Origin of the sequence: Streptomyces sp. SKN60 (assembly GCF_026236535.1) — a bacterium.
GTDB lineage: Bacteria > Actinomycetota > Actinomycetes > Streptomycetales > Streptomycetaceae > Streptomyces.
This window is the reverse complement of record NZ_JAHTMW010000043.1, coordinates 1-11,327: the sequence shown is the minus strand read 5'-3', so window position 1 is coordinate 11,327 and position 11,327 is coordinate 1. Positions and strand designations below refer to the sequence as shown.

Annotated in this window: 11 protein-coding genes and 1 pseudogene; 3 read left to right on the top strand and 9 right to left on the bottom strand. The window is 66.1% G+C overall.

Annotated features, from left to right (window positions below; translation table 11 throughout):
- Positions 1–112 precede the first annotated feature (112 nt).
- Positions 113–1,015 carry a transglycosylase family protein gene (locus KV205_RS35740; protein ID WP_265869208.1) on the bottom strand — a complete coding sequence of 301 codons (903 nt, stop codon included), beginning with the start codon at positions 1,013–1,015 and terminating at the stop codon, positions 113–115.
- Positions 1,016–1,659: 644 nt separating this feature from the next.
- Complete coding sequence (locus KV205_RS35735; RefSeq protein ID WP_265869207.1) at positions 1,660–2,121, bottom strand: hypothetical protein; 462 nt, start codon at positions 2,119–2,121, stop codon at positions 1,660–1,662.
- Positions 2,122–2,978: 857 nt separating this feature from the next.
- On the opposite strand from KV205_RS35735, the gene KV205_RS35730 reads away from it, so the two are divergent.
- Positions 2,979–3,155 carry a hypothetical protein gene (locus tag KV205_RS35730; RefSeq protein WP_265869205.1) on the top strand — a complete coding sequence of 59 codons (177 nt, stop codon included), beginning with the start codon at positions 2,979–2,981 and terminating at the stop codon, positions 3,153–3,155.
- A gap of 637 nt (positions 3,156–3,792) precedes the next feature.
- Here KV205_RS35730 and KV205_RS35725 read toward each other — a convergent pair.
- Positions 3,793–4,308, bottom strand: a complete 516-nt coding sequence (locus KV205_RS35725) for an ATP-binding protein (RefSeq protein ID WP_265869204.1) — start codon at positions 4,306–4,308, stop codon at positions 3,793–3,795.
- Positions 4,309–5,260: 952 nt separating this feature from the next.
- Positions 5,261–5,605 (bottom strand): nuclear transport factor 2 family protein, encoded by a 345-nt coding sequence (locus KV205_RS35720; protein ID WP_265869203.1) that lies wholly within the window; start codon positions 5,603–5,605, stop codon positions 5,261–5,263.
- A 569-nt stretch (positions 5,606–6,174) separates the two neighbouring features.
- Between KV205_RS35720 and KV205_RS36685 the strand changes: the two are divergent.
- A pseudogene (locus KV205_RS36685) lies at positions 6,175–6,357 on the top strand (hypothetical protein); the annotation flags it as partial.
- A 46-nt stretch (positions 6,358–6,403) separates the two neighbouring features.
- Positions 6,404–6,781, top strand: coding sequence for a hypothetical protein (locus tag KV205_RS35715; protein WP_374214781.1), 378 nt, complete (start codon positions 6,404–6,406; stop codon positions 6,779–6,781).
- A 136-nt stretch (positions 6,782–6,917) separates the two neighbouring features.
- Here KV205_RS35715 and KV205_RS36480 read toward each other — a convergent pair whose 3' ends face one another.
- The 5 genes from KV205_RS36480 to KV205_RS35690 all read right to left on the bottom strand — a co-directional run bounded on the left by KV205_RS36480 (position 6,918) and on the right by KV205_RS35690 (position 10,406).
- Positions 6,918–7,217 carry a Rieske (2Fe-2S) protein gene (locus tag KV205_RS36480; protein WP_308404129.1) on the bottom strand — a complete coding sequence of 100 codons (300 nt, stop codon included), beginning with the start codon at positions 7,215–7,217 and terminating at the stop codon, positions 6,918–6,920.
- Positions 7,218–7,449: 232 nt separating this feature from the next.
- Complete coding sequence (locus KV205_RS35705) at positions 7,450–8,058, bottom strand: DUF6529 family protein (protein WP_374214780.1); 609 nt, start codon at positions 8,056–8,058, stop codon at positions 7,450–7,452.
- A gap of 88 nt (positions 8,059–8,146) precedes the next feature.
- On the bottom strand, positions 8,147–8,695 hold the full coding sequence (locus KV205_RS35700) for a hypothetical protein (RefSeq protein ID WP_265869201.1): 549 nt from the start codon (positions 8,693–8,695) through the stop codon (positions 8,147–8,149).
- 347 nt (positions 8,696–9,042) lie between these two features.
- Complete coding sequence (locus KV205_RS35695) at positions 9,043–9,828, bottom strand: hypothetical protein (RefSeq protein WP_265869200.1); 786 nt, start codon at positions 9,826–9,828, stop codon at positions 9,043–9,045.
- The gene (locus tag KV205_RS35690; protein WP_265869199.1) at positions 9,825–10,406 is read right to left on the bottom strand and encodes a sigma-70 family RNA polymerase sigma factor; all 582 of its coding nucleotides are present in this window, start codon (positions 10,404–10,406) and stop codon (positions 9,825–9,827) included. Before KV205_RS35690 ends, KV205_RS35695 begins: the two co-directional genes overlap by 4 nt.
- Positions 10,407–11,327 lie beyond the last annotated feature (921 nt).

The window sequence follows — 11,327 nt, the reverse complement described above, 5'->3', positions numbered from 1 at the left end:
CTGCCACCTGTCGTTTCTCCCTGTCCAAACCGCCCCGCGCCGGGTAAGCGCGCGACGGCCACGAAGTGTGTGTGGGGCCTCTTCCGGTACCCGGGCATGGCCTGAGCGCGGCTCAGATCGTGAGGCCGAGCCCGCGCAGGTACGCGAGGGGATCGATGTGGGCGGCGTAGCTGTTGCTTGTACGCACCTCGAAGTGGAGGTGAGGGCCGGTGGAGTTTCCCGTGCTGCCTGACAGGCCGATTCGCTGCCCTGCAGTGACCCTCTCGCCTTCGGCGAGGGAGGCGGTGCTCAAGTGGGCGTAGAGGGAGTACATGCCGTCGTCGTGCTGGATGACGACCGCGTTGCCGTAAGCACCCTGCCAGCCGGCGGAGATCACCGTGCCAGGAGCCACGGCAAACACGGCGGTACCGGCGGGGACAGCGAAGTCGACACCGGTGTGGAATCCCGCTGCCCAGCTACCCGCCTGTCGGTACGGAGTGCTGATAGTCCCGCCTGACACCGGCAGCCATGCCTGCAGGCGCGCGGATACGGACCCTGTGCCGGCCGAGGCACTCACGGAGACAGCCGCAGGACGCGGTATGTCGTCCGGTGGTGTGGTGCCTGTGTCAGGGGTGGGCATCTCCTCTTGAGGTGCGTCACTGCCGCGATTGAGGCCTGCCTTGACCGAGCAGACCGGCCACGCGCCCGGGCCCTGGCCTTCAAGCACCTTCTCGGCGATGGCGATCTGCTGTTCCTTGGTGGCCAGATGCGCGTTCGGTGCGAAGGCCTGGCCGCCGAACTCCGCCCAGGTGCTGGCGGTGAACTGCAGACCGCCGTAGAACCCGTTCCCTGTGTTGATCGACCAGTTGCCGCTGCTCTCGCAGGAGGCGACTCTGTCCCAGGTGTCCAGGGAAGCTGCCGCGGCTGGCTGTGTGGTCGCGGTCAGTGCGAGTGGAGGAGCTGCACAGACTGCCAGGAATGCGGAAACCAGACGCTGCCGTCTGCGGATTGCGGTAGATGACTCGGGACGATGCATGAGATTCCTTCAGGGCAGGGCAGGGCAGGGCAGGGCAGGCAAACGGCGAGGGCGAGAGGGGTGTGCTAGAGGCCGTCGTCTGACTGGAGATCCGGGCCCTTCCGGCGAGCGTGGCGGGTTGTCTGTGCGATCAGCCGGCGAAGGGCGCGTTCCTCGAGCACCGTGTAGGAAGACTCGATCAGATCCAGGAAGAGAGACTCGACGGCGCGTGCGCTGAAGCAGCAGACACAGCGGAGGCCAGCAGCAGGGCAATTGCTCATGACACGCGCTGCGTTCCGGGACCCGGGCCGCGCCGTGCTTGGAGCCGCGAAGCTGACAAGAGCCAGATGCGGAGCGCTATTTTCACCGACCTTCTTTCTACGGGGCTCTTCCAGGACAAGGCAGTCGGAACCGATGCACGTGAACAACAGCTGCTTTGCCTTCTTCGGCCTGGTCTCCTGGCACCTGCGCACCGGATCAGTCAGCGGCGTTGTGCCCCTTCGCGCGGCTCCCGTCAGGCCGTGGACGCCCGGGGTGTGACAAGCCTTCCTGAACTCGCCACTTGGCAAAGCCGCATCGGTTCGCGACGCACAGGAGCGGGTACGGCCGCCCTCGTGCGAGCGTTGTGGTCCAGTCAGCGCAACGAGCAGCCATGGAACGGAACGTCAACGATGTCGGCCTGCGAACCGAACCCGCGACTCCGGGCTCTTGGCAAGAGCTGTGGCGATGGGCTCAAGCGCGCCCGCGATCCTGGAGTGGATCTGGTCGGCGACCACATGGATGCTCAGATAGGGCAGCAGACTGCCCGGCTCCACGGCCTCCAGTACGCCACTCATCGCGCGGCTGCCAGCAGCTGCCCAGCGGGCGTAGTCGTGCGCATCCGCGGAACCCTCGTCGATACGGCGCAGAACCTGCACAAGCCAAGCCGAGGCGGAAGCCCCGTCCGTCACGTCCGCAAGGCGGAGGCGGATCGTCTCATGGAGAGTTTGCAGGTAGTACCTTCCCAGGCTGTCCGGTGGCTTCGGTGCATAGCGCAGGCGCGCCAAGGCCCGCAGGATTTGCCTTGAGCTGAGGCGAAGCAGCTCCCGGTTCGCGATGTCAGCGGAACCGGTGGCTTCGGAGTACACAGCTGCGAGGGTCAGGTGGAGGGAAGAAGCGGCGGCTTGCGGGTGGGCGGCCATGGCGACCTCTGGATCACATCAGGCCCCGGGGGAGGGTTCGACTCACGGCGAGCCGTCCGCCCCGCAGCGGGCTCGGTTCGGTACATGCCTCCAGGATCGATTTATAGGCATATCTCCGGCATGAGTATTCGGTACTCGCCTCGGACATGGGAAACGCGCCTGAAGTCGCTACGGCGCCGCTTTGACCCGCTGCGTGCCAGCCGTATCCGGCAACCGCGGCTGGTTTGATCTGGACTCGGCGAGATGTGACGCGTGCCCGGCGGGCCAACGCGATTCGAGGGGAGCGAGGGGCACTCTCAGGTTGAGTGAGCTGTCGGCTGCTGCCGCACATGGTGACGACGAACCTCGTCGAGGTGCTTGTTGCCCAGCCGCGGGCCGGCGTCGGCATAGGGAGGCTGCGGCTGGGCTGGCCCGGACCGGCTGGACCAATGGAGGATCGTCTCGAAAGCCGCCTCGATGCCGCGCTCGCCAGCTCCTCGGCGTCACGCAAGCTCAGGCTGAGCAGGGGTACCACCATCCGATCAGGCCGACTACAGCAGTCGTGTAGGACTGGAAACCCTATGCGTGCGCGCTTCCGGATTGTCAGGCAGGGAGTCCCCGGGGTAGGCACCGGAAGCCGAGCTGCGGCCACCCTCGTCTGGCGGGTGGTGAAGGCGCGTTCTGGGACCGCATTTTGGGCTTCCGAGAGAACCGGGCCGCACTGCAACGTCTGCTGCGAGGCAGTTGCCGACGGGGACGGGACGGTGGGGCGGTGGCCCATCAGGACCGTCCGCCCGGTTCGGCGTCGGCTGACTCAATCGTCTGTGTCCACGTGCGGCGTCACCCTTGAGGGCAACACCCAGAAGCTCGGCAGCCGTGATGAGCTGCTTGAGCACTCCATGTCTCTGGTGACCACGTTCGCCGGCAGGACGTACGGGCTGAGGTCGGCGGAGGCCTGGAAGTGGCTGCTTGCCGAGTCCGGGCCGACTCAACGGCGGTGACCGTTGAGTCGTAACTCCATCTCGTCGGCGGCGAGAGATCCCGTACCGTGTGCGGCCGCGCCGCGTGGCATGTAGCCGCCTTCACGCGGAAGTGCTCCGTGTCCGAGGCCGAAGTGTCGCCGGATATCGCCCGCATGCTTTGCCTGTCGGCCTGCGACGGGCAACAAACACCGATCGAACGGGCTAGCGAGCAGAGGCGGCGCTGCTACAGCAGCCGTCTGCCAGGCCCGATCCTCGGTCGTACAAAAGACTGGAGGCAGGCGGCCTGCGGGGTGCTGCCGCCCGCCGTTCTCAACCTCTGCGGTGCTGCATCTGCCGACCCTGCGCCCCAGGGCAAGGTCCATGCCGATGTGGCGTTTACGCGCGCAGCACCGAAAGCTCAGCCCTCCGGACACACGTCGCCCGGCGTCGACCAGGGGACTGAACACACTCCTCAGCGCGGGCGCGGCCCGACTTCACGCTGAAGGCATGATCACCGCACCGGGCCGGGCTGGAGTCGACACGACAAGGGGGCGAGATCCCGCAGGGCCGGTTGGGGACCCCGCCCCTGGGCCCGATCCGCCGCGTGTCCCCTGGTGCGGTCGGGCCGGCCGGCCCCTTGTGGTTGTCAGTGAGGGGCCGGGCTCTGGAAGGGCGGTTACGCTGCGGTCAGGCGGGCCCAGTGGGTGGCGCCGCCGGCGTGGCTCCGGACGCCGTGGACGTCGGCCAGCATCGATACGATGCTGAGCCCGCGTCCGTGCTCGTCCTGGGTGCAGGACGAGGTCCACGCACCGTCGTGCGGTGCCGGGCCGCCGTCGGTGACGCCCACCCATACCCGACCACCGGACCGCTCACGGTGCAGGTGTAGGGACAGCGGGGCGCGAGCGTGCTCGACAGCGTTGGTGACCAGTTCCGAGACGACCAGCACCACCGCGTCGATCGTCTCCGAGCCCACACGCCACGCCTCGAGAACGGTCTGAGTGGTGTGCCGGGCCTCGGCTGCCGCTTCCGGGCGATGCTCCAGCGCCTGTGCGACATCGTCGTCGATCGGCTTACGGGGAGCGGGGACGCGCGTTGTGGGAGTGCCCCCGGTGTCAGCACCGTCCCTCTGCTGCCGCATGCCTGCGCCGCCAGGCTGGCCGGTGAGGCTGTCGAGAACGGTGGTGGCATACATGGCGATCACTTCCGGGAGGAACTGCCTCAGGTCTGGGGAGCAGATCATCAGATGTGTCCGGGATCTGCATCCCTCTATTGACCACCCTCCTCCGTCCCCGCCTGCCGCCACCTGAGCAACCGATACCTAAACCGATCAACAGCCCATCGAGTGCCATCGGGAATGACATTCCCGGGCGGCTTGGCGGACAATTCGGGGTTCCGGCTTGCATAGCGGGTGCAGATAGAGGGGAGTACCACGCACCCCGATGCTGCCCTCTACCAGGCCTTCCGCCAGGCAGGGCGCGTGCCGTGCACCGTGACGGCCAGGACGGCAAGCTGGAGATTCGCGACTTGGTGGGCGGACCACCAGTGCCAGGGGACGTGATCAGCGGCCCGCGAGAGGGACAAGTCGAGCGGGTCGAGCCGCGAAGACTCTAGCCGTCGACCGCGACCGTGTGTGGTTCCTTGGCCGGGAGGCCCTTCGGCTGGCGGGTCGGCAAGTCGGCGTCGGCCGAGCGCATGACCGTCGACCCGCGCCAGGACCCGGCGGCTGGCCGCCTCGCCAGATGCCGGATGGCGCCCGGTCAGCGGCTCGCGCCGGGCGCCGAGTTGCGGTGCTCGTATGCCTTTCGGTCGAAGCGGGCGGCCGCCGCGACTGCCTCGCCGGGCTCAGTTGCCGGCCTGGTCGGCCCTCTCGGGGACCGTGTGAGGGATGTCGCGGCGGTGCAGGGCCAGGTGCGGATGGCTTTCGAGGCGTGGCCTTGTCGCACAGGACGTGATAGCGCCGGACCCGAGGGCGGCCCGATCCGATCCGGAGCCCCCGGTCGCTTCCATCACGGCGGTGAACTGGGTTCAGTCATTGGCGGGCATTGCTGCCCGTGAGACGAACGCGAGCAGCCAGCAGGCCAGGCCGTACCGATGACGGCACTGGCATTAGCGGATGGGCACACTGGAAAGCAGATATCGAGTTTTCACGCCAAAGGCCATACGCATGCGTGAGAACACAGCCATTGGCCATCTCGCTTGAAATATGTATCCAGGTATCGGCTGTACTTGCCGGACCCGCTTGATACTCGGGCAGAGATGGCTGCGACCTCCCCGTCGACATGAACAACAACCTGGTCTATCTCGATTTTTGGGATCGCATTTCCCTCGAGGTCGATGGCGTAGGAATGGCGGTCCCAAACTTCGCCAGTTGATCCATCCAGGTAGGAGAATGAGTCCGACAGGATTGGCCTCAGGATTTCCCATGAACCCCTCCTGAAGGCCTCTATGAACTGCAAATTGATCTTGTTCAGGATCTCGACATCTTCCATGGCGTCCTCAGAGTAGCTACTGTTCGGGAAGGTGGCATTTCGGTCTAGAGTCAGATCGGGTGTGTCTTTCCTTCGAAACGGCTCGGGCTTCTGCCGGGAGCCTGAGCAGAGTGCGGCTCCCCCTGGTTCGCATCTACGTAAATCGACCTTGACAGTCGCGTGAACTGTTGGAATTGTCCATATGGGGCTGCCTGCTCGAAGGGTTTCCTTTTCTTGACCCTCGCGAGTTTATATGCGCCTCAATCGAATCGGTCGACCTTGGATGCGCTGTAATGACTGAACTGCGGTACGGGTTCAGGAAACCATGAAATTGTCGAGTAGATCATGAGTATCCGGCACCTAACTCAGGATGTTGTGAGCTTGAGTGATTGCTCGGGGTATGAGTCGGTTAAGGCCTGTCTGGCCGTGGTGGTGGCGATGGTTCAGGCTGTGGTGCAGGTCGGCGGCCCGCGTGAACTGGTCCCGGATGGTGAAGCGGATGAAGCCTCCCTTGACCGCGGCACCCGGAGACGGGGACCTTAAGCTGCAGGGAAACAGCACCGGATGGGAGGCAAGTCACGAAGCGGTACACCGAGGAGTTCAAGCGGAACGCGATCGCGCTTGTCGACTTCTCGGGCAAGAGGGTCACTGCCACCGCCTGGGAACTCGGCATCAGCTCCGAGTCCCTGCGCGGCTGTACGGCCAGGCAAGGCAGACGGGGGAGGACCCCGGCGAGCCTGACCAGTACCGACGGGCTCAAGTGGCTCCACAAGGAGAACCGTGAGCAGCAGACGATCGAGATCCTGAAGGCGACCGCGTATCCACGCCGAACTGTGTCGTCTGGGGAAGCGGGTGAGCCGCAAGTGCATCGCCGGCATCATGCGCGAACGCGACATCCGCGGGTCACCCGGCCGCAAGCACCGCTTGCTGGACCGGCCGGACGAGAAGGCGAGGCCTGCCGAACTCGTCGTCGATGCTGCCGCGGAGAGCTTCTGGGCAGTACTCGACGAGGAGATCGGCACCCGTACTCGGCCCGACCGGGTCACCGCCTTCGGCTACTCCCGGCCGAGACCAGGCAGCGCCGTCAATGCGCCCTCGCGGAGTACCCATCACGTGCTCAAGTTCACGGGGAGTCTTGGCCGCCCTCCCTCTGCTTGCCGCATCGGCATCATCATCCAAGCCGTTCATGTTTCCTGAACTGCGACGATTCAGGATGAAAGAAGCTCACCGGGAAGGTCATGGAAATTCCATGCAGATCCAAGTTCGCCAGCGTATGCCGCTGATTTGATCTGCATGGAATTTCCATTCGTGCACGGCTAGAGGCTCGGTCGGTTCATGCGCGGGTGATGGTGGTGCCGGTAACGGCGATGGGGGTTTGCGCTAGGGGGCGGGTGGCCGGTCCCTTGGCGACGGTGCCGTCGGCGAGGCGGAACTTACTGCCGTGGCAAGGGCAGTTGATGGTTCCCGATTCAACCGTCGCGACCGTGCAGCCGGCATGGGTGCAGACGGCAGAGAACGCTTTGTACTGTCCGGGCTCGGGTTGAGTGAGGACGATTCCTTCTTCGGCGAGGATCTTGCCGCCGCCGACGGGGATGTCGTTGGTGGAGGCCAGGGCAGCTGCCGAGGGCGTCACGCCGCTGTTGTTGTCACTTGGGGTGGTGGCCGGTTGGGCTGGCGCGTCCGGCGCAGTGCCTTCGCCGTAGCGGCTACAACCTGTGATGGCGGCGGCGGTAACGACCAGGCCGGCCAGGGCAGTGCGCCGCGTCGGTCCAGCCGCCGCGGGGGGCGGCGCCGTGTCACCGTCGGATGCGTACGTCTGAGGGCAAAGGGGCTGATCAGGCATGGTGTCTCCGAGAACGGGGCGGTTAGTAGTGAATTCCGTTGAGGGTGAAGAACCACACGGCGGAAGTGAGCCACAGCACTATCAGCGCCGTGAACACGGCTCCGCCGATCAGCGGCAGTGCCCAACCGGGCAGTCGCCTGGTGCGCAGAAGGAGCATTTTGGTGGTGAAGGCGCCGAAGAAGAAGCAGCCGGCCAGAGAGTGCCCCAGTGTGCGGATGTCGAAGGCCTGGTAGCCGAGGGCGTAGAGGCAATGGGCGGCGACGGGGACGGCGGCGAGGAAGGCCAGGCGCCCGGACCAGCGGTGCAGGGAGGCAGGCCAGGAGACAGAGGCCAGGTGCGAGGCACCGGGAAGTTTGCCCCACATGGCCTGCGCGGTCAGGAGTTGGATGACGGCGAGTGCGGCGGCGGCGGTGGCGAGCCAGGACTTGACCGACTGCGGGTTTGAGAAGCCGGCCACGTTGACCGACACCCCGCTGGGCGTGTGAGTGCGCCCGTAGACGCCCATGGCCACTGCCACTCCTGCCCCAATCAGCAACGGCGCGACAATACGGAGGGCATTGGAGCGCGGCTCGTCGGGATGTGCAGGTGGTGGGGGCGGTGATGTGGGGGGCAGAGGAGGGGGAGATGCCATCGTATGAGGCTCCTTCACCGGATGGCGGTGTCGACTCGGCCCGGCAAGGTGAGAGACCATACTCGGGATGTCGCCGGACGATGCAAGGTCAGAAGTCTGCGGGGTGACTTGTCGCGGGGCTGGGAGGGGTTGCGTTCAGCCGGAAGCCTCCGATCTCGACCTGGCCAGTAGCGGTGTCGAGTTGAGGGGCGGGGGAATGGGTGTTGCCCAGGCTGACAAGGCCGGTCTGCGTGCCATCAGGCAGAATGACCCAGCCGGCTCGTAGCTGCTTGCCTGCGGTGGTGCCGGTGGCGCGGTAGATCGCGCCGGGCTTGTCCGTCTTGGCCAGGTCGAAGGCCCAGGTGCGGCCAGCTGCGACGACAGTGCCGACGGCGTGTCCGTTGGCCCGCTTGCCGTTCAGGGCGGCACCGTTCTTACCGGCCAGTTCGAGTGTGCCGTCTGCACCGGCGGTGCCATACATCCAGGCCTCGACCGTCTTGCCGTCGCACAGATAACCAACTGCCTTGCCACCTTGTACGGAGATCGCAAGCGCGATCTTGCCACCGGTGACTCGCCCCGCATAGTCGACAGGCGGCGAGAGCGGCGCAGACGAGCTTGCTGCTGGAGCCGGGATGGAAGCATTCCCGGGCGTGGGCACCGGTGCGGTAGAAGTAACGCTGCTCCCGCCGGGGGTGGTACTCGTGGGGGCAGCCGGTGTGGCAGCAGCGGCTGCCTGCCGGTTTGCCGTGGGTGTCGAGGTGCCAGTGTTCGCAATCGCGATCCCTGAGGCCAGCAGCGCGCCGGCCCCCAGTGTGATCAGAGGACCTAGCTTTCTCATCGTGCTCCCTAATTTTCCGTGACGATTACGAGCCGCTACGCGCGGGCCGGGTAAGTGGCTGATTGCTTCCGCCCGGTCCCGTAGCGGGGTGTCCGTGGTCCGCATCAGGCGCAGGTCCATGTGCGGTCCTACCGGATCCTGTGCCGGTGGCGGTGCCTGCAGGTGTGTCAGACAGGGATGGTTGCCAGGGTGCGACCGCTGGTGGTGCGTACTTCCAGGCGAGCAAGTTGGTCGGGAGTCAGGTCGGTGGCGGCATTGACGGACAATGATTCGGGGTGTTCGGGGGTGCCATAGCCGGTGGCTGGCACGCTCCAGTACCCGATCGGCTGGGCACTGCCGTCCTTTCCTATGGCCATCAGCCTGCAGCGTTCCGGCCCGGTGACACCGGACAGGCGGACCGTGATGGCGCTGCCCCAGCCCTTGCCCTGGATCCCGGCAGTGGCCGTGACGCCGCTGTCGGTGTCCCGGACGGTGCGCACCTGCCCGGCCAAAGCCGGCGCAGAGGCAGCGGCCGAGTCGGTCGTAGCGGCGCGGTCCGAAGTGACCGCCAGAGTGGCCAGCGGACCCGCGATGATCGCGCCTGCCGCCGCCAGCCCCCACATCGCACTCCTACGCCTGGACTTGTTCTTTTCCCGGTTCGCCGACTGCAGGATTCGCGGCAGCAGTTCCTTGCTTGGTATCGCTGCGGCGAGCGGCTCCGCCTGTTCCTCTGCGGCAGTGAGAGTGCCCCCGTGCACGGCGTCATCAGCTCTGACCGCAGACACCCCAGGTCCTTGTCGGCCGGGTGGAGTCAAGGCGTGCAGGCGCATGGCCGTGTCCCCAAGGAGTTCGCCCTCGCGTACACAGGCATGGCAGGTGAGAAGGTGTTCTTCGAAGGCCTCGGTGTCGGCCGTGTCCAGGACACTGAGGACGTAACCGGCTACGTCCGGGTGGAAGTGTGGTGTCGTGGTCACGACCAGGCTGCCTTTCGTTCGTCGCTTTCTTGCAGGGCCAGGCGCATGGCGTGCAGGGCGTAATAGATCCGCGACTTCATGGTCCCGGCCGCGATACCCAGGTGAGCGGCGGCTTGGGCGACAGTGCGGCCTTCCAGATAGGTCTCCATCAGAGCCTGCCGATGGATCTCGCTCAGGGTGTCCAGCGCCTCGGAGACCACCATCGTCGCCATCGTCCGGGCCACCTCATCCGGTCCCGCGACCAGATCCAGGGGTTCCGGGCCGCTTTCAGCCGGCCGGGCTTGGCGCGCCCGGTGTGCGTCGATGACCAGTCGGCGTGCCACCGTCACCAGCCACGGACGCACACCGGCCGCTTCCATGGTGGCCAGCTTGTCAGCGTGCTTCCATGCCCGCGCCATCACCTCCTGCATGATGTCCTCCGCCTGCTGCCGGTCCCCGCCGCACTGCCCGACCAGGAACCTCAGCAGAGCAGGCCCATACTCCCGGTACACCGCCTCCAGCAGCTGCTCCGCAGCCATTGCGGACACACCACTGTCGGAGCCCTGCGGCTGGTTCACACCCAGGTCCTTCACACTCATGCGCTCTCCAACTGCCGTACAGCGGACGATCTCTCATGCCCAGATACGGGCCGAACGGTCTTTACAGGTTCACCGCAGCAGCTGACCCCAGCCCGCCCCCGAGCAGGCTCTCAGCGGTACTCGACTCAGTGCACTTCACATCGGAGCAGCAGGCACTCGACGATGCGCGCCCGCCATTTTGGAGCACCTGACCGTGCTGATTCGGGCACTCGGGGTTGACTCTGGCGCCTGTGGCGGGGCCTTACCCCAGGCGCTGTCTACACGGCACGGAGCCCATCAGCAGCACGGCGTCGACTACGCATCCGTCAGCGGACGGACCAATCAGAGCCTGGCGGATGGTGCTCCAGGTCTGTCTGGCAGCCCGGAACCCGCGCTCAGGGCGGGCACGGTATCCCTGCAGGCCACCGCGGATTCCGCCTGGCCCCAAGCCGACCAGCAGTCCCCTCACCAGCCCTGCCACGGTGAGGACCCGTTCCTGTCGCCGAACACCATGGAAGGCGTAAGGCCGGACCGCATGCGGACACGGCATCGAAGCGGCGATGGGGGTCTCGGGGGGGCATAGAGAAGAAGGCGTCCATGAACGTAGTTCCCATTCGAGAGAGCGGGCGGCACAGCCGCTATCTATTGGGCGGAGCGCCACCCCACCGGCAACGGCCACGGCTCTGACACTCACCCTGCACCGCACGCGAAGGCAGCCATCGAGTAATCACTACTCAAACCCGTGCCAAGCGGGTGCGCTCCCGCGATATTGGACCTGGTCTCCGCAGAAGGCTGACCACCCTGGTGTCTGCCGGCGAGCCCTGCCCGCAGGCAGACGTCGTTCACCACCTCCCTGCCACGTCGAGGGGTCTGTCAATCGAACGGTGTAACGAGGGTGTTCGGGGTTACTGACGGGCTGCGGAGAGCCGGCCGTCGAAGGTG

Excerpts from the sequence above, each read along its gene's own strand:
- KV205_RS35740 (WP_265869208.1), bottom strand. The coding sequence starts at position 1,015 with ATGCATCGTCCCGAGTCATCTACCGCAATCCGCAGACGGCAGCGTCTG.
- KV205_RS35720 (WP_265869203.1), bottom strand. The coding sequence starts at position 5,605 with ATGGAAGATGTCGAGATCCTGAACAAGATCAATTTGCAGTTCATAGAG.
- KV205_RS35690 (WP_265869199.1), bottom strand. The coding sequence starts at position 10,406 with ATGAGTGTGAAGGACCTGGGTGTGAACCAGCCGCAGGGCTCCGACAGT.
- KV205_RS35705 (WP_374214780.1), bottom strand. The coding sequence starts at position 8,058 with ATGGCATCTCCCCCTCCTCTGCCCCCCACATCACCGCCCCCACCACCT.
- KV205_RS35725 (WP_265869204.1), bottom strand. The coding sequence starts at position 4,308 with ATGTATGCCACCACCGTTCTCGACAGCCTCACCGGCCAGCCTGGCGGC.